General features: G+C 67.8%; 15 protein-coding genes. 5 read left to right on the top strand and 10 right to left on the bottom strand.

The features are described 5' to 3' along the window. Window positions 1-128: 128 nt before the first annotated feature. The 3 genes from rnd (at window position 129) to ABIC66_RS11360 (ending at window position 4,506) form a co-directional block, all read left to right on the top strand. Entirely contained in the window at window positions 129-1,298 is a 1,170-nt protein-coding gene (gene rnd, locus ABIC66_RS11370; protein ID WP_354070360.1) for a ribonuclease D, read from the top strand. A 138-nt stretch (window positions 1,299-1,436) separates the two neighbouring features. Beyond that, window positions 1,437-3,080 carry an ATP-binding protein gene (locus ABIC66_RS11365; protein WP_354070358.1) on the top strand — a complete coding sequence of 548 codons (1,644 nt, stop codon included), beginning with the start codon at window positions 1,437-1,439 and terminating at the stop codon, window positions 3,078-3,080. Window positions 3,081-3,192: 112 nt separating this feature from the next. Continuing rightward, on the top strand, window positions 3,193-4,506 hold the full coding sequence (locus tag ABIC66_RS11360) for a serine hydrolase domain-containing protein (protein ID WP_354070356.1): 1,314 nt from the start codon (window positions 3,193-3,195) through the stop codon (window positions 4,504-4,506). Between the two features lie 214 nt (window positions 4,507-4,720). On the opposite strand, the gene ABIC66_RS11355 is transcribed toward ABIC66_RS11360, so the two are convergent. From ABIC66_RS11355 to ABIC66_RS11335, 5 genes are all read right to left on the bottom strand, one after another. Next, the gene (locus tag ABIC66_RS11355) at window positions 4,721-5,749 is read right to left on the bottom strand and encodes a YMGG-like glycine zipper-containing protein (protein ID WP_354070354.1); all 1,029 of its coding nucleotides are present in this window, start codon (window positions 5,747-5,749) and stop codon (window positions 4,721-4,723) included. 180 nt (window positions 5,750-5,929) lie between these two features. Next, window positions 5,930-6,118 carry a hypothetical protein gene (locus ABIC66_RS11350; protein WP_354070352.1) on the bottom strand — a complete coding sequence of 63 codons (189 nt, stop codon included), beginning with the start codon at window positions 6,116-6,118 and terminating at the stop codon, window positions 5,930-5,932. 47 nt (window positions 6,119-6,165) lie between these two features. Next, window positions 6,166-7,092: a bifunctional helix-turn-helix transcriptional regulator/GNAT family N-acetyltransferase gene (locus ABIC66_RS11345; protein WP_354070351.1), complete on the bottom strand. Its 927-nt coding sequence runs from the start codon at window positions 7,090-7,092 to the stop codon at window positions 6,166-6,168. Window positions 7,093-7,260: 168 nt separating this feature from the next. Next, window positions 7,261-7,536, bottom strand: a complete 276-nt coding sequence (locus tag ABIC66_RS11340; RefSeq protein ID WP_354070349.1) for a hypothetical protein — start codon at window positions 7,534-7,536, stop codon at window positions 7,261-7,263. Between the two features lie 156 nt (window positions 7,537-7,692). Continuing rightward, window positions 7,693-9,180, bottom strand: coding sequence for a Ppx/GppA phosphatase family protein (locus tag ABIC66_RS11335; protein WP_354070347.1), 1,488 nt, complete (start codon window positions 9,178-9,180; stop codon window positions 7,693-7,695). 181 nt (window positions 9,181-9,361) lie between these two features. Between ABIC66_RS11335 and ABIC66_RS11330 the strand changes: the two genes are divergently transcribed. After that, entirely contained in the window at window positions 9,362-10,345 is a 984-nt protein-coding gene (locus ABIC66_RS11330; protein ID WP_354070345.1) for a phosphotransferase, read from the top strand. Here ABIC66_RS11330 and ABIC66_RS11325 read toward each other — a convergent pair. From ABIC66_RS11325 to ABIC66_RS11305, 5 genes are all read right to left on the bottom strand, one after another. Next, window positions 10,342-10,728, bottom strand: coding sequence for a hypothetical protein (locus ABIC66_RS11325; protein WP_354070343.1), 387 nt, complete (start codon window positions 10,726-10,728; stop codon window positions 10,342-10,344). The genes ABIC66_RS11330 and ABIC66_RS11325 overlap by 4 nt on opposite strands. Next, window positions 10,725-12,950, bottom strand: a complete 2,226-nt coding sequence (locus tag ABIC66_RS11320) for an RNA degradosome polyphosphate kinase (RefSeq protein ID WP_354070341.1) — start codon at window positions 12,948-12,950, stop codon at window positions 10,725-10,727. The genes ABIC66_RS11325 and ABIC66_RS11320 overlap by 4 nt, the downstream gene beginning before the upstream one ends. Before the next feature lie 174 nt (window positions 12,951-13,124). Next, window positions 13,125-13,820 carry a DnaA regulatory inactivator HdaA gene (gene hdaA, locus ABIC66_RS11315; RefSeq protein WP_354070339.1) on the bottom strand — a complete coding sequence of 232 codons (696 nt, stop codon included), beginning with the start codon at window positions 13,818-13,820 and terminating at the stop codon, window positions 13,125-13,127. 164 nt (window positions 13,821-13,984) lie between these two features. Then, window positions 13,985-14,371, bottom strand: a complete 387-nt coding sequence (locus tag ABIC66_RS11310) for a hypothetical protein (RefSeq protein WP_354070337.1) — start codon at window positions 14,369-14,371, stop codon at window positions 13,985-13,987. Between the two features lie 248 nt (window positions 14,372-14,619). Then, a complete protein-coding gene (locus ABIC66_RS11305; protein ID WP_354070335.1) occupies window positions 14,620-15,366 on the bottom strand; it encodes a hypothetical protein in 747 nt (248 codons plus the stop codon). A gap of 346 nt (window positions 15,367-15,712) precedes the next feature. Here ABIC66_RS11305 and ABIC66_RS11300 point away from each other — a divergent pair, with 346 nt between their 5' ends. Beyond that, window positions 15,713-16,435, top strand: a complete 723-nt coding sequence (locus ABIC66_RS11300; RefSeq protein WP_354070333.1) for an EcsC family protein — start codon at window positions 15,713-15,715, stop codon at window positions 16,433-16,435. The last annotated feature ends 195 nt before the right edge of the window (window positions 16,436-16,630 follow it).

Raw genomic sequence — 16,630 nt, 5'->3', positions numbered from 1 at the left:
TGGCGCTCGCTCTGGGTCTATCGGAAGGCGGTGAAACCCTCCGAACTCGCGGAAAATTTGCTCCCCGGTGGCGCTAGGCGCGTCTTGACGCTTGCAGACTCGGGGGTGCGCGAGGCTATTAGCAGCGGATGAAGCCGATCACCACCACCGCCGAGCTGGCGGCGTTTTGTAATGAGCTGCGGGGCGAGCCTTTCGTCGCGGTGGACACAGAGTTCATGCGCGAGACGACCTATTGGCCGAAACTGTGCCTGATCCAGGTCGCCTCGCCCACGCACGAAGCCGTCATCGACCCTCTGGCCGAAGGCATCGACCTCGAGCCGCTGCTGGCCGTGATGCGCGACGAGAGCATCCTCAAGGTGTTCCACGCCGCCCGTCAGGACGTCGAGATCTTCAACAATCTCAAGGCTATGCCGCGTCCGCTGTTCGACACCCAGGTCGCCGGCATGGCGGCGGGGTTCGGCGAGCAGATCGCCTATGACGCCCTGGTCCGACAGATGCTGCGCATCGACCTGGACAAGTCCAGCCGGTTCACCGACTGGGCGCGCCGTCCGCTGTCCGAGGCCCAGCTGACCTACGCTCTGGCCGACGTCACCCATCTGGCCGCCCTGTTCCCGATCCTGCGCGAGCGCCTCGAGACCAGCGGCCGACTGGCCTGGGTCGAGGAGGAGATGACCGCGATCTCCGACCCGGCCGCCTACGACGTCGATCCGGAAAAGGCCTGGCGTCGCCTGCGCCCGCGCAAGACCGCGTCGAAGTACCTAGCCGTGTTCAAGGCCGTCGCCGCCTGGCGCGAGCGCACCGCCCAGAGCCGCGACCAGCCGCGCGGCCGCATCCTCAAGGACGAGGCCATCGACGAGCTGGCCACCCAGGCCCCGACCAGCCTGGAGGCGCTCAACAACCTGCGTGGCGTGCCCAAGGGCTTTGGCGGCAGCAAGTTCGGTCCCGACCTGCTGGCCGCGATCAAGGCCGCCCTGGCCGATCCGGAAGGCTACGCCCCCGTCGTCGACAAGCCCGGTCCGCCGCCGCCCCAGAACGCCGGGGCCGTGGTCGAGCTGCTCAAGGTGCTGCTGAAGGCGCGGGCCGAGGAGGCCGGCGTCGCCTCCAAGCTGATCGCCACGGTGTCGGACCTGGAAAAGATCGCCGCCGACGACAACGCGACCACCCCGGCCCTGGCCGGCTGGCGCCGCGACGCCTTCGGGGCCGACGCTCTGAAGATCAAGCGCGGCGAACTGGCCCTGGTGCTGGACGGCGCCAAGGTGCGGGTCGTCGAGGTCCGCCGGGCGCCGAGAACGGAGTAGCCGCTCGGCCGGCTACCCAAAACGGGTTCTCTTTCGCGCCGTGCAAAGGTTTGCTGGCGTACAACGGCGCCGCTTCGGCCCTCTTCGGAGGTCGGCGGCGTCGAGTTGGGGGTCGCGTTGAGTGCTTTCTGGGAGAATTTGGCGGTCGCGTATCGTCCCGCCGCCGTCTCCCGCCGACAGCAGGTCCCCCTCCGGCTTTTCGTCATCCTGGTGCTGTGCGGCCTAGCGTTCGTCTATGCCGACCTGAAGTTCCTGTTCAGTTGGTCGGCCGCCTATATCGTCGTGCAGGTGGCCGAGCTTCTGGCCTTGAAGCGTTTCCTGGGCCATGCGCGGCCGGCGCGCGCGGTGGCCCTGAACCTGGTCACCGACCTGGCCATGGCCACGACGTTCGGCTGGCTGGCCATCCCGCTATGGTCGATCGGCACGCCGCTGGGCGCCGCCGCCGCCGTACTGTTGCTGTCCGGCTCGATCTTCACCGCCCTGATGGGGGCCGAGGGCTGTCTAACGGCCTTCGCCTCGGCGGTGACGCCACACATCGTCTATCTGTTCGTGACGCCGCTGGTCGCTGGCAAGCCAGGCGATCCGGTCATGCCGTTCTTCTTGGCGGGGATCGGCCTCTTCTGCCTGACCTTGATCCTGGTGTTCCTGTGGTCGCGGCGAGCCATGGAGGCCGAGCGCGCGGCGCGGCGGGCGGCCGAGGCCCAGACGGCGGCCAAGTCGGCCTTCATCGCCATGGTCAGCCACGAGCTGCGCACCCCGATCAACGCCATCCTGAACGGCGCCGAGGCCTTCGAGCGCGACAAGTCCGACGCCACGCTGATCGTCGACGCCGGCCTGATGATGCGAACCCTGCTGAACGACCTGCTGGACCTATCCAAGATCGAGGCCGGCCGCATGGGCGTGGAGGTGGTGGACTACGATTTGCGCGCCCTGGTCGCCGACGCGGTCGGCTTCTGGCGGGGCGCGGCCGAGGCCAAGGGCGTGGGCCTGTCCCTGCTGGGCGCCGAGGCCTTGCCGCGCTGGGTGCGGGGCGATCCCATGCGCGTGCGCCAGATCCTGAACAACCTGCTCAGCAACGCCATCAAGTTCACCGCCGAGGGCGACGTACGGGTCAAGGTGCGCGTCGAGCAGGGGAAGGCGCGCACGGTCACGATCGTGGTGCGCGATACGGGACCCGGCCTCGCCGACGATCAGATCGAGCGTCTCTTCACCCCCTACGAACAGGCCGGCGCCGACACCGCGCGGGCGTTCGGCGGGACGGGCCTGGGCCTTTCGATCAGCCGCGACCTGGCGCGTCTGATGGGCGGCGAGCTCACGGCCGCCAACGCCGAGGACGGCGGGGCGCGCTTCATCCTGCGCCTGCCCACGCCGGAGGGCGTCGAGCCGCTCGCGCCGGAACCGGACGCGGCGCTGACGCGGCGCGACGAGGCGCCGCTGATCCTGGTGGTCGACGACCACGACATCAACCGCCGCGCCCTGCGCCAGATCCTGGAGGCCTTCGGCGCGCGGGTCGAGACCGCCGAGGACGCTCTGACCGCCTTGGCGGCGGCGGAAACCCAGGTGTTCGACGCCATCCTGATGGACGTGCGCATGCCGGGCATGGACGGGCTGGAGGCCACCCGGCGGCTGCGGGAGGGCGGCGCGAACCGACAGACCCCGATCATCGCCGTCACGGGCGCGGTCTCGGCCGACGAGGTCGCCGCCTGCCGCGAGGCGGGCATGACCGGCTGGGTGGAAAAGCCCGTCAACCCCCGCGACCTCTACGCGGCGCTGTTCGGCTAAAGACCTCCGCATTTTCGACGCACATCGCGGGCGTTCTTGCCTAGAACGAACAGGCTGCCGCGCGATGAGTCGCCGGCGGCGACCTTCAATTCAGTTTCAAGAGCTTGGATCCGTGCCGGAATTCGGTGAGAGCAGCATCTGGGAGAAGTGGCGGCGGCTGAAGTGGCTGATCGTCGCCGGCCTGTCGGGCCTGATCCTGATCGCTTCGGTTCTGACGCTATGGCTCGGGCGCACCGGGCCCAAGGCGATCTTCGCGGCGGCTTCGGGCCAGACCGCCGAGGCCGTCCCGGAAGCGCCCGAAGCCTGGCATGGGGACATCGACTACAAGACGCTGGACGCGCGCCTCAACGCGATGATGGCCGACCGGTCGATGGAGGGGCTGGCCGTCGCCGTGGTCGAGAAGGGACGGCTGTCCTTCGTTCGCGGCTACGGCTTCACCTCGGCCCGGGACGGCGAGCGAGTCGACGCCCGTACGGTGTTCCGCTGGGCCTCGCTGTCCAAGACCGTTTCCGCCACTCTGAGCGCCCGTTTGGCGGCCGACGGCGTGTTTTCCCTGCAAGACCCGCTAGAGACCTTTCACACCAGCCTGCGGCTGCCGGGCGACGCCCAGCGCGACCTGACGGTGGAGCAACTGCTGTCGCAGCGCACGGGGCTGGGCAAGAACGCCTATGACGGCCAGCTGGAGGACGGCGTCGACCCGGCCAGGATCCGAAGCTCGTTCGGCGCGCTGAAGCCGGTTTGCCCGCCGGGAACCTGCCACAGCTACCAGAACATCGCCTACGACACGATCAGCGAGATCATCGCCGAGAAGACCGGCCAGCCCTATGCGGAGGTCGTCCGGCGCCGCCTGTTCGGCCCCCTGGGTATGACTGGCGCCAGCATCGGCGAGGCCGGCCTGACATCCGCCGCCCACTGGGCCAAGCCGCACAACCGCAGCCGTGGGACCCTTGAGCTATCCGAGGCCTACTACCGCGTGCCGGCGGCGGCCGGGGTCAATTCCACGATCGTCGACCTGGCGCTCTGGATGAAGGCCCAGATGGGACTGCGCCAGGACGTTCTGTCGCCCTCGGTCCTGGACGACGTTCAGCGCTCCCGTGTGGCCACCGGCCGCCCCTATGGCCGCCTGAACATCGCCCGCGAGCTGAAGAGCCCTGGCTATGGCCTGGGCATGCGCAGCTTCACCTACAAGGGCCATCACCTGATCGGCCACAGCGGCGGCGTGTCGGGCTACCGCTCGACGATGATGTTCGATCCCGAAACCAAGACCGGGATCGTCATGCTGTGGAACAGCGACGGCAACCTGCCTTTCCGCTTCCAGGCCGAGTTCTTCGACCGCGCCTACAAGCTGCCGTTCACCGATTGGCTGGAGCTGGACACGGCCGCGCCCTCGTCGAGCGACGCGGAAGTGTCGGGAAGTCCGGACTGACTACGGCCTCGGCGGGACGCGAGGTCGTTGGGCTCTGCTTTCCGCCCAGGCGGGCGCGAAGAGCTTGTAGAGTGGGGTCATCAAGGCCGCCACGACCAACAGGCCGACCGAAAGTTCAAAAAGCCAGATCATCGAGATTCCAAGGGCGCCGACGGGCGCTTCAGTTGTGCGCGTTGTGACGAGCGCGCGGTCGACCGCCGCGCGCTCGATCGGTTCAGTAGTTGTCGCGGACGTCCATACGGAGGTTGTCGCTCAGCCCGTCCAGTCGCGCCGAGATGATCGCCTGCCCACGAGGACCGAGATAGCCCTGGCGGTTGCGCAGCGATCGTTCCTGGCGCTCGATGGCGACCAGCGTCCGTCTGGCTTGCTGGACTTCGGTCCGGCTCAGCCTGCCGCTCCGAGCGCCCCGATTGATCCGTTCGGCCAATTGAGCCTGGCGATCGTCGATGTCGGTCGCGCCTTGGCCCCTGTCATGGCCCCTGTCGTGGTCCGGGCGAGGATAGTCCGCGCGCTGCGCCCGTCCGTCCGTGGCCGTCCACTGACCGCGCGTGTCGTAGTAGCCGGTCGTCTCGCCGCGGATCCAGCGGCCCTTGCTGTAGTAGCCCGGTTGAGGATCGGCGATCCACGCGCCGTTGGCGTCGCGACGCCCGCTCGCCTGGCCCGCCATCCAGCGGCCGTCGGCGTCGTAGCGACCCGTCGCGGGACCTTCGACCCAGCGCCCGGACTGCTCATAGTAGCCCGACGCGGCGGGAACCCAACGCCCATCCTGGGTATAGTAGCCGCTGGCCGAGGTCGGGACGTAGAGGTTGTTGGCGTAATAGCCGCTGGTCGAGGCGTCGGTGTTCGCCTGGACCCAGCGCCCGTCGCGGCCATAATAGCCGCGCGGCGCGCCCTCGACCCAATCGCCCTCGCGGTCGAAATAGCCGGCGGCGTCGGAGCGCGCGACGGTGTTGGCGTGCCAGGCGCCCTGGTTGTCGTAGTAGCCGTAGGCGCGGGCGCAGTCCGGCTTGCCCTTGGTCGCCTGGTTGCCGATCAGCGCGCCCGTGAGGCCGCCGATCACGGCGCCTTCGTTGCGGTTGCCGTGGCCAGCGACGGCGCTGCCCGCGAGGGCGCCGAGGCCGGCGCCGGCCAGGGTCCCGACGACCCGGTTGCTCTGCCGCTGCTCGCAGGTCTGCTGCGCGAGCGCGACGGTGGGGATCAAGGCCGCGGCGCAGACGCCAGCGACCAGAGTTTGAATTCGCATTGTGTGGGGTTCCTAGGGAGGAGGCGTACTCTTCCCAACAACCCCTATGTGGTGGCGCGACATAAAATATTCAATAGGCATTTCACGGTAATATGGAAATAAACGGAAGTTATATTTAGAAATATCTCAACATAAATTGGAACTGATTTGGTGTTGTAGTTTGCGCATTCCGCAGCAATCTCATTTGTCTTTTATTTTAAGCAGTGCAGAGCCTAAGGCCGTGATTTCCCATCCCTGAGCGCTTCTCTGGGCGAGGCCGAGGTCGGTCAAGGCGCGAGCGCAGGAAATATTGATGTAGGGGACCTGGGCGCCCTGGCGCTTGAGTTCCAGGTTTTCGAGGGCGTGGCGCTGGGCGTCGGTCAAGCTCATCGCCATCTAACGCGCGGCGGGCGACAAACGCTCAAACGCGAGCGTTCCTATCGAGTCGCCAAGTCCAGCGACCACGTCTGGCCGATCAGGTCCTGGCCGAACGAATGGTGCGGGCTTTCCTCAATCAGCACGAACCCTTCGCGCTCGTAGATGCGGCGCGCGGCCGAGAGCACGCTGTTGGTCCAGAGGTTCAGTCGTGCGTAACCCACCTCGCGCGCTCGCGCGATGCAGGCCCGCACCAGCATCGCGCCGACGCCCGACCCTCGCGTCTCCGGCTCGACATAGAGCAGGCGCAGCTTGCCGACGTCGGGCGCGTCGCCGCGCACCAGGAAGATCGAGCCGACGACGCGGCCGTCGATCTCGGCGATCCAGGCGGCCTCGCGCGCCGGGTCGAACGCCTGGGCGAAGTCGGCGAGGATCCGGGCCACCAGGACTTCGTAGTCCTGGTTCCAGCCATACTCCTCGGCGTAGAGCACGGCCTGGCGATGGATGATCCAGCCCAGGTCACCGGGCTTGAGGTCGCGCAGGACGACCGCGCTGGTCGCGTCGGCGTCGAACACCTGGCTGATGGTCCGGGCCGCGCCGAGCAGACTGGCGCGCTTGCCGTCGGGCAGGGTCTCCAGCAGGGCGCCGATCGCGCCGCGGGTTTTGTGTTCGAGCGCCGCGAAAGCCTCGCGGCCGGCCGTCGTCAGCCGGATCGGCCGGCTGCGCCCGCCGTCGGGATGGTCGCTTGTCTCGACCAGTCCGCGCGTCGCGAAGCGCTTGAGCGTGCGGCTCAGTTGAGCGGGGTCCAGATCCAGGACGCGGGTGATCTCCGCCGCGCTCGGGTCCGTCCGATGGGCGAGTTCATAGAGGACGCGCGCCTCGGTCAGCGAGAATGGGCTGTCGTCCAGTCGCGGATTCAGCAGGCCCAGCTTGCGCGTGTAGGTCCGGTTGAAGGCGCGAAGCGCGGCGATGTCCGCGTCGGGGATCATGGGGCGCTCCAGGCGACGAATATTGACTGAGTCAATTAGCTCATATCTTGACTGAGTCAACAAGCGCGGAACGCCGTTGCGGGAGAAGTCGGTCTGACGCTTACCCCATAGGTTCGTCATTCCCACCACAAGGCGGGAATGACGGCGGTTGGGGAAAGGTGCGCGCCCCTAGCGCCCGAACTGGCTCAGCGCGCCGCCGGCGGCCAGGCCCAGGGCGCAGAATACGCCGAGGTGGAAGACCACGCCGAGAGCGACGGTGCGGCGCACCGACCAAGTGGATTCCTGGGCGAAGACGCGGCCGATTTCCGATTGCAGGCTGCGCGCGGCGCTGGCGACGGGCGCGTCGTGGTCGTTGGCGACATGCAGCTCGGGACGCCTGCGGGCCTCGGCGGCGGCCGAGGGGGCGATGGCGTCCAGGTAATCGAACTTGCGCTTCAGCATCACTGACCTCCGTTTATTTCGTTGGAGGCAGGGTGCGTGAGGTAGAGCTAACAAACCGTGCTCAAAGAACACCGATCGACTGCGACAACTTGTCATTTCCCCGTATCGGGGAAGTTCAGCGCTGATTAAGCATGTTGTCTAGGTCTTCTATACCTGAATTTACCCAGTGATAATCTTTGGCTTCAAGTTCAGATGTTGCGCGGCGGTATTGGCGCGCTTGCTGGTCTGTTCGCCGAGTAGAAGATCGGCGAAGCCGGGTTCGGCCGCCAGGATCAGATGGTTCTTGTCCAAGGTCAGGCGCGAGTGGGCCAGCAGGCTGGGGCTGCGGCCTGAAAGATCGCAGGCCAGGCGGATGGTGGCGCCGAGGGCGCGGGCTCGCTTCAACTGGGCGGGGCTGAGCAGCCGCTCCAGGGTCTCGAGCTCGGGCGGGTTGAAGTTGGTGGCGTGGCGGGCGTGGGCGGCCACGGCCAGGAAGCAGCGCTCGGCGTGAGTCTGGCCGGCGATCGGGGCGCGCAGCACCTGCTCGAACACCAGGTCGGCGCGATGGTCGGGGTGCAGCCGCGCGCCGACGTCGGACAGGCGGCAAGCGGCGGCGATCAGGATCCCGTCGCGCTCGCCGAACAGCGGCGGCAGCGTGCGGAAGGCTGGAGCGATCCAGGCGTCCAGGGCCGGGCCGAGGTCGTCGGCGACGCCCTGGCGCGCGCCCAGGGCCGTGCAGCCCTCGATCAGCGGGTCCAGGCCCCGCACGCGCGGCGGCATGGCCTCGAACAACAGGCCCTCGCGCACGCCATAGGCCGAGATCTCGATGCGCTTGAGGCCCAGCTGCTCGATCAGGGTTTCCAGCACCACGGCGGCGTAGGGCAGGGTTTCCGAGCGCTTCTTGCTCATGCCCTCGATGCGCTCCAGCGAGCTCTTCGACTGGTGCGCCACCAGGCGGGCGGCGGCCAGGGCCTCGGGCGCGCTGATCTCGTACTGATGGACGACGTGCAGCGGATAGCCGGACAGGCGCATGTGCAGCAGGGCCAGGTTGCGCCAAGCGCCGCCCACGGCGTGGAAGGTGTCGGTGCGGAAATCGCCGGCGACGGCGGCCACGCGCTCTTGAGCCAGGCGGCGCACGCGCTCGCCATCGAAGCCGCCGGGGCTGGCCAGACTGAACGGGCCCAGGGGCAGGGTGACGCCCTGGCCCGCGCCGGTGGTCGAGAGGCGGACCAGCTCAAGGCTCGCGCCGCCCAGGTCGCCGACCACGCCCTCGGCGTCCGGCGCGCCGGCCAGCACACCGACGGCGGCGTAGTGAGCCTCTTCCTCGCCGGACAGGACGCGAACCGTGAAGCCGGTCTCCTCGCGCACCCGGCGGATGAAGTCGGGGCCGTCGTCGGCCTCGCGGGCGGCGGCGGTGGCGACCACGAAGGTTTCGGCCGGATCGACGGCCTCCAGCACGGCGCGGAAGCGCTTGAGGGCCTGCAGGGTCTGGATGACGCCGTCGGGCGACAGGGCGCCGCTGCCGCCGAGGTCGCGGCCCAGCCCCGCCAGCACCTTCTCGTTGAAGACGGTCCAGATGGCGCGGCCTTCCAGCCGGTACACCACGAGGCGGACCGAGTTGGAGCCGATATCGATCACGGCCGCGTCGCGCGGCGCCTGCGGGGGCATGGGTCCGGTTTAGCCTATTCGAGCGGCGGGGGAAGCGCTGGCTTCGCTTTTTCCATGGGGAAGAACGCGCGGAAAGGCTTGTCGGGAAACGCTTTGGCTGATGCGCTTATTATTGCCCGGATAATATTGACTCTAATTTCATCCGGGTGAATAAGGCGGCTCCATTCGAGAGGTCACGCCAATGTCCGCTTCGCCCGATCAGTTTCCCCCCGTCGCCAAGGCCCTGCGCGCCGCGTTCGGGACCGACGTGCTGGACGCCGCTACGCCGCTGTCGGGCGGACTGTCGGGCGCGGGCCTGTGGCGGATCCGGGTGGGCGGCATCGCCTACCTGCTGAAGGTGGAGCCGTCGGAGCGCGACGGCCTGCGCGACCCGCATCGGAGCTATCGCTGCCTCGACCTGGCCTCGCGGGCCTGCCTGGCGCCGCGGTTGCGCTACGCCGATCCGGACGACGGGGTGATGATCACCGACTATGTCGAGGCGCGCGATCACCTCGGCCCGCGCGGCGACCTCGTCGTCGAGTTGGGCCAGGCGGTGCGGGCGCTGCACGCGATCGAGGGCTTTCCGCCGCTGGTCGACTATCTGGACGGGCTGGGAGCGCTGATCGACCGCGCGGCCCGTAGCGGGGCGGTGGCGGCCGAGGCCCTGGCCGGGCCGCTGGACGCCTGGGCGCGGCTCCACGCGGTCTGCGCGCGCCTGGCCCCTCAGCCGGTGTCCAGTCACAACGACCTCAACCCCCGCAACCTGCTGTACGACGGCCGCCGGATCTGGCTGATCGACTGGGAGGCGGCGTTCCGGGCCGACCGCTATGTCGACCTGTCGGCCCTGGCCAATGTCTACGCCGCCGATCCCGAGGGCGAGGCCCTGCTGCTGCGGACCTATTTCGGCCGCGAGGCGACAGCGGCCGAGCGGGCGCGGCTCTATCTGTTCCGGCAGGTCAGCCACGTCTTCCACGCGGCGATCTTCACGGCCGGGGCGGCCGGGCAGGCGCGGGCGGAAACGCTGGACGGGCCGGACCTGGACGTCATCCACGCCGGCTTGGCGCGGGGCGAGCCGTGGCTGGACACGGCCGAGGGTCGGCTGACCTACGGCCTCGCGCGGTGGCGAGCGGCGATGGCCGGGATCGCGGCGCCGGCCTTCGCCGAGGCGGCGCGGGTCGCGGTCTAGGGATTGATCCGGCAGGCCACGGTGCGCCAGCCGTCGCCGGCCTTGCGGTGATAGCAGGTGCCGTAGCCGACCTGGCGGCCGCCGGCCCGCTGGCCGCCCTTGGTCAGGGCCCACGGCCCGGGGCCGATCAGCAGCATGTCGGTGGTGTCGGCGCGCGCGGGGCAGGGGCCCCACCAGCGGATGTGGTAGCCGCCCAGCACCCCGGGGCCATAGACCGCCCCTTCGCGCTGCGCCCGGCGCTCGATCCCCGGCGGGACGCCGAAGCGATCGACGCCAGGACGGGTGGGCAGGGCCTGGACGGCGCAGATCTCCGCCTGCCGCGCCGGGGCCGGACCACAGGCGGCCAGCAGCAGCAGCGGCGGGACAAGCGCCAGGCGTCTCACCGCTTGCGCTTGGGCCCCACGTGGTCGAACGCGCGGGGCATCTCGCGCGCCCCGTGACCCCGGCCCGACAGGCTGGGATTGGTCATGAAGTAGTCGTGGGCCGAGAAGGCGCCCTTGCTGGTCCAGGCCGGGTCGCGATGATAGTCGCCCTCGCTGTCCAGCTTCCAGCTCTGCGCCTCGTCGTTGAGGTTGGCGACCATGATCTGGTCCAGCACCTGCTGGTGGACGGTCGGGTTCTCGACCGGCACCAGGCTCTCGACCCGGCGGTCCAGGTTGCGCGGCATCCAGTCGGCCGAGCTGATGAACAGGCGCGTCTGGGCGCTCGGCATCGTCCCGCCATTGGCGAAGGCCAGGATCCGGGCGTGCTCCAGGAAGCGGCCGACGATGCTCTTGACCCGGATGTTCTCGGACAGCCCCGGGATCCCCGGCCGCAGGCAGCAGATGCCGCGCACGACCAGGTCGATCTGCACGCCGGCCTGGCTGGCGGCGTAGAGGGCGTCGATCACCTGCGGATCCACGACCGAGTTCATCTTGGCCCAGATGCCGGCCGGCCGGCCCTCGCGCGCCGCCACGGCCTCGGCCTCGATCATCCGCAGCAGATCGGGCTTCAGGGTCTGGGGCGAGAACGACAGCTTCTCCAGCCGCCCGGGCTGGGCGTAGCCGGTGATGAAGTTGAACAGCTTGCCGCCGTCGCGGCCCAGGGCCGGGTCGCAGGTGAACAAGGAGAGGTCGGTGTAAACCCGCGCCGTCTGGGGGTGATAGTTGCCGGTGCCGAAGTGGCAGTAGGTCCGCAGCGTCTGGTCGGCCTCGCGGCGCACCACCACCGACAGCTTGGCGTGGGTCTTCCAGTCGACGAAGCCGAACACCACGTGCACGCCGGCCCGCTCCAGGTCGCGGGCCCACTTCAGGTTATTCTCCTCGTCGAAGCGCGCCTTGATCTCGACCAGCGCCGTGACGTTCTTGCCGTTGTCGGCCGCCTCGATCAGGGCCGCCACGATCGGGCTGTCCTTGGAGGTGCGGTAGAGGGTCTGCTTGATCGCCAGCACGTTCGGGTCACGCGCGGCCTGGCGCAGGAACTGCACCACCACGTCGAAGCTCTCGAACGGGTGGTGAACGAGAATGTCCTTCTCGCGGATCGCCGCGAAGCAGTCGCCGCCGTGGTCGCGGATGCGTTCGGGGAAGCGGGCGTTGAACGGCGGGAACTTCAGGTCCGGACGGTCCGGCGGGATCAGCTCCGACATCTGGGCCAGGCCCAGCTTGCCGTCGACCAGCACCACGTCCTCGGGCTCGGCGCGCAGGCCCTCGATGATGAAGTCGCGCAGGTCCGGCGGCATGGTGGTCTGGATCTTGACCCGCACCACGCGGCCCAGGCGGCGCTTCTTCAGCCGCGCCTCGAACTCGCGCACCAGGTCCTCGGCCTCTTCCTCGATCTCGAGGTCGCTGTCGCGGATCAGGCGGAACAGGCCGCGGCCCTCGACCTCGTAGCCGGGGAACAGGTGGTCCAAAAAGAGGATGATGAAGCTTTCCAGCGCCACGATCTTGCGCTGGCGCTTCTTGCCGCGCGTGACGACCGAGCTGAGCTCCCAGAACCGCCGCACCTGCGAGGGCACCGGCGCCAGGGCGTAAAGGTGCTTGTCGTCGGCGATCCGGCGCAGCTTCAGGGCCAGGCAGAAGCCCAGGTTCGGGATGAACGGGAACGGATGGGCCGGGTCGATGGCCAGCGGCGTCAGCACCGGGAAGATCTGGTTGAGGAAGATGTCCTCGGCCAGCTTGCGGTCCTCGCCCTCGATGTCCTTGGCGTCCAGGAGCTTCAGGCCCTCGTCCCACAGCTCGGTGCGGACCTGGCGCCAGATCTTCTGCTGCTCGGTCATCAGCTCGAAGGCCGAGGTGTTGATGCGGGTCAGCTGCTCGCCGGGCGTCATGCCGTCCTGGCTGACCACCCGCACGCCCTCGCGCACCTGACCCTTCAGGCCGGCCACGCGGACCATGTAGAATTCGTCGAGGTTGTTGGCGCTGATCGACAGGAACCGCAGGCGCTCCAGCAGCGGGTGACGCGGATTGGCGCTCTCCTCCAGCACCCGCTGGTTGAACGCCAGCCACGACAGTTCCCGATTGAAGAACCGCTCTGGCGAGGCCATCAGCTCGCCGTCGAGGACCAGGCTGGCGGGGTTCTCTGTCTGCGGAACTTTGGCGGCTAGAGGCATGGTCGCGGCGTCGGTCATGAGATCACTTTAGGCCAAGTGTGTTCCGCCATGGTGAACGAGGCAAGTGACGGGACGAAGACACCGTGAAAGCTGTCATCCCGGCCGAAGCGTAGCGTAGAGCCGGGACCGCCAGAAGCGCCGCGCATCCGGCGGTCCCGGGTCTGCGCGCTTCGCGCTTGCCCGGGATGACAGTTATTCGGACTCCTCCCCCTCGAAATCCCCCAGCACCTCCCGCGCCAGGGCCTTGTTGACTTCGCGCTTCTTCTCGGCCGCGGCCTCGTCCAGCAGGTCGGCGGCGGCGATGGCCTCGGCGGCCGAGCGGGGCAGGCGCGTGAGCAGGTAGGGATAGAGGTCGGGCTCGGGCTTGATCAGCCGCTGGGCCAGGGCCCGCTGCAGCACCGCCGTCAGCACCGCGTCGTCGGGCGCCTCGATCGTCGCCACCGACAGGGCGTTGAGCCGCGAGCGCAGGTCCGGCACCGCCGCGTCCCATGCCAGGGGCGCGGTCCGGGCGGTCAGCAGCACGGTCCCGCCGTCGACCCCGGCCATGTTGAGGATGTGGAACAGCGCCTCGTCGCTCAAGGTGGCGCCGGCCGACCGCCGATCGGCGTCCTCGATCAGCACGGCCCGGCCGCGCAGGGCGGGCAGGTCCACGGGCGGCGCGTCCGGATCGGCCGCCTGGATCGTCACGGCCGAGGTCGCCAGGGCCCAGGCGCGCGCCAGGTGGGTCTTGCCGACCCCCTCCGGCCCGACCAGGGCCAGCCGCCCCTCGGCCCAGTCCGGCCAGGCGTCCAGGCGCGCCACCGCCGCCGCGTTGCTCGGCGAGACGGCGAAGTCCTCGCGGGCATAGGCCGGCGGCGCGGTCAGCGGCAGTCTGAACTGGGTGGACAAGCCCTGGAGTCCGGCGTGGTGAACGTCAGGGTAGGGATATAGGGCGCGTCGGCGGGAAGGGCGAGGCGGGAGGGCTGGGGAAGGTGGGGATAGGAAGGGGCGGGGTGTGGATGGGGAAGCCGGCGCGCTCAAGGGACCGTCGCTGCGCCGTAGCGTCGCCGCCTCTAGTCCTGAACCCGCAGACCGGCGGGCGCGAGCGTGAAGCGCCGAACGATAGGCGCGGCGTCGCCGGTCCACGCCGTATAGCCGCTCACCTCCAAGAAGTAGGATCCGCCGCCGCAGTAAATCCGGATCGTGGACACGACCTTCATGTCCTTCAGCGCCTCGGTCACCGCGTGAGCCAGGGCGGGGCTATCGCCCTTGGGAATCTGGACGTCGGAGGCGGAAAGTCCTTCGCGCGTGGACCGAAGACTCAGGCTGATCCAGTCCTGGCCGCACAGGGCGCGCTCGGTGGTGATGTTCGCGGACGGCCGTGCGAGCTCACCGGATTGAGCGAGACTACTGGCGGGCAGAAGGGCGGCCGCCAGGCTTGCGAGAGCTACTCGGATCATGGGTTTGTCCGGGATCTGTATTCGGAAATCCTTGTCGGTGTTTTCGGGCCTTCGAGCACGAAATCGCGATCGACGCCGCCATCAGGCGTAGGTCGGCGGCGCGGTCTGAACTGGGTGGGCAAGCCCTGGGGCCGGCGTGGTGAACGTCAGGTAGGGATATAGGCGCGCCGCCGGGAGGGCGGGCGAGAGGGCTGGGGATAGTGGGGATAGGAAGGGGGGACGTGTGGATGGGGCTAGGCGCTCACAAGTCAGAATGGGATCTCGTCGTCCAAATCGGCCGAAAAGGACTCATGTTCTCCATATCCAACCGCCACTTGTGTCCTATCGATCCCTGGAAGGGCTCTGGGTGGTGCCGGAAGAGCTTTCTGCTCGGATTGCCGCTCGACCTCTTCAGCCTTTGCCTTGCCGGTAATTTTCAAGATCGCGTCAATGGTGGCAGGAAGTTTGCCGATAACGTCTTCTGCTTTTTCGGCGACGCTCAGCGCTCCGATCGTCGCTCCACTTACAGCAGAGAAAACTAGCGACGTTGTTACCAGTATACGTGCCAAACTAGATCGTTCTTTCTTGAGCTCCTCTTCAAATCCCTCAAGACGTTTTCGGAGGCCGGCCTTGATTTTCTCCGAAAGGGGAGCCGCGTCGACTGCTGCTCGGAGTTCGGCAAGTTTCTTTTCGAGTCGGGCTTTTTCCGCTTCAGTCAGCGAAACCGTATTTTCGATCCTAGCTCGTCGAGATCCTCTAGAGAGCATTGCTGATGTAGTTACTGCCCCTTCGTAGAATTTCCAAAATGAATCTCGATCTAATTTTTGAGGCATGGCTAGCAAGGAGTTGTCAATTTCGTAAGCCGCTGCAGCTGCTCTAATTTGAACGACATATTCCATCCAGACTTCGGAATCATCATCATTTTGGCCGTAGTTTGCCAAAATACGATTCATCTCATCTCTGCAAATGCGCTCCTTCATTATAAATGCACCAGGATCGTCATCCTCCGGCAGCATTTCCTCTTCGTCTGCGGTTATTAGGCTTATCGGCACGGATATCTCCGGGTTATTTAGAGCGATGAGGTATTTTTAGAAGTTAGATTTCGCTCTTTGAGCTTCAAGCATCGGGAGCTTTGTCGTCAATCAAGAAGCTACTTTGAGCATATGGCTGAGCCCCATCGCCTGACACCCTGGGCCCTATCGTGCGATCGATCACCGAACGGCTTTGGCTGAAGCGCTGGATGAGTGACAATGCGAGGCCTATAACGACGGTAGTTGGGCGGCCGTCGGCAGTGCAACCCCTCATCCGACCGCCTTCGGCGACCACCTTCTCCCGCAAGAGGAGAAGGGTTACCTGAGAGGGATGGAACTCTCCCCCGACCTCCTCGCCTGGCGCGCCGACCTCACCAAGCCCGCCGGGCCGCTGAACGGCCTAGCCCGCGCCACGCAGCAGCGGATCAACCGGATCATCCCCGAGAAGGTCCACGCCGCCATCACCGTCGCCATCGAGGGCATGACCCGGGCGCTGCTGGTGGGATCGGACTTCACGACGGGCTCGCCGATGCTGGGGCTCACGCTCGACGAGCGCCGGGCCAAGGCGGCCAAGGCCATCGACGGCTGGAAGACGGCGGCGGCGGCCGAGGGCGGGATCACCGGGGCCGGGGGTTTCCTGATGGCGGCGGCCGACTTCCCGCTGCTGATGAGCTTCAAGATCAAGCTGTTGTTCGAGATCGCCGCCGTGTTCGGCCACGACGGGACGGAACTGCCCGAGCGCCTCTACATCCTGCACATCTTCGAGTTGGCCTTCTCGGACGCCCAGCACCGGGCCGGGGTGCTGGCGGCCATGGACGACTGGGACGCGCGGCCGCATCCGGCCCACCTGGACGACTTCGACTGGCGGGCCTTCCAGCAGCAGTACCGCGACCACATCGATCTGGCGAAGCTGGCCCAGTTCATCCCCGTGGTCGGCGCGCCGCTGGGGGCGATCGTCAACTGGCGCCTGGTCGAGCGGCTGGGGCGCACGGCGGTGATGGCGTATCGGATGCGGGCGGAGCAGGGGGCGGGAAGCGAAATCCCTCTCCTTTAGGGAGAGGGCGGGGCCCGCCGCGAAGCAGTGGGAGGGTGAGGGGTTTCACCGCTGGCCAGTGAATCCCGATCGCCACCAAACACCGCTCTCCCCGGCGAAAGCCGGGGAGAGCGGGTGAAGGGGAGCTTCGTTCTGAGAGGGTGTAACCACTCACCCTCCCATGCTGCGCATGGGCCCCTCCCTCTCTCTCAGAGA

Origin of the sequence: Caulobacter sp. 1776 (assembly GCF_040545685.1) — a bacterium.
Lineage (GTDB): Bacteria > Pseudomonadota > Alphaproteobacteria > Caulobacterales > Caulobacteraceae > Caulobacter.
Note: the sequence above shows the minus strand (reverse complement) of the source record. Positions and strands in the feature narration are given on the sequence as shown.

Coding starts and splice junctions, on each gene's coding strand:
- rnd (WP_354070360.1), top strand. CDS start 129: ATGAAGCCGATCACCACCACCGCCGAGCTGGCGGCGTTTTGTAATGAG.
- ABIC66_RS11355 (WP_354070354.1), bottom strand. CDS start 5,749: ATGCGAATTCAAACTCTGGTCGCTGGCGTCTGCGCCGCGGCCTTGATC.
- ABIC66_RS11350 (WP_354070352.1), bottom strand. CDS start 6,118: ATGAGCTTGACCGACGCCCAGCGCCACGCCCTCGAAAACCTGGAACTC.
- ABIC66_RS11345 (WP_354070351.1), bottom strand. CDS start 7,092: ATGATCCCCGACGCGGACATCGCCGCGCTTCGCGCCTTCAACCGGACC.
- ABIC66_RS11335 (WP_354070347.1), bottom strand. CDS start 9,180: ATGCCCCCGCAGGCGCCGCGCGACGCGGCCGTGATCGATATCGGCTCC.
- ABIC66_RS11330 (WP_354070345.1), top strand. CDS start 9,362: ATGTCCGCTTCGCCCGATCAGTTTCCCCCCGTCGCCAAGGCCCTGCGC.
- ABIC66_RS11320 (WP_354070341.1), bottom strand. CDS start 12,950: ATGACCGACGCCGCGACCATGCCTCTAGCCGCCAAAGTTCCGCAGACA.
- ABIC66_RS11310 (WP_354070337.1), bottom strand. CDS start 14,371: ATGATCCGAGTAGCTCTCGCAAGCCTGGCGGCCGCCCTTCTGCCCGCC.
- ABIC66_RS11305 (WP_354070335.1), bottom strand. CDS start 15,366: ATGCTGCCGGAGGATGACGATCCTGGTGCATTTATAATGAAGGAGCGC.
- ABIC66_RS11300 (WP_354070333.1), top strand. CDS start 15,713: ATGGAACTCTCCCCCGACCTCCTCGCCTGGCGCGCCGACCTCACCAAG.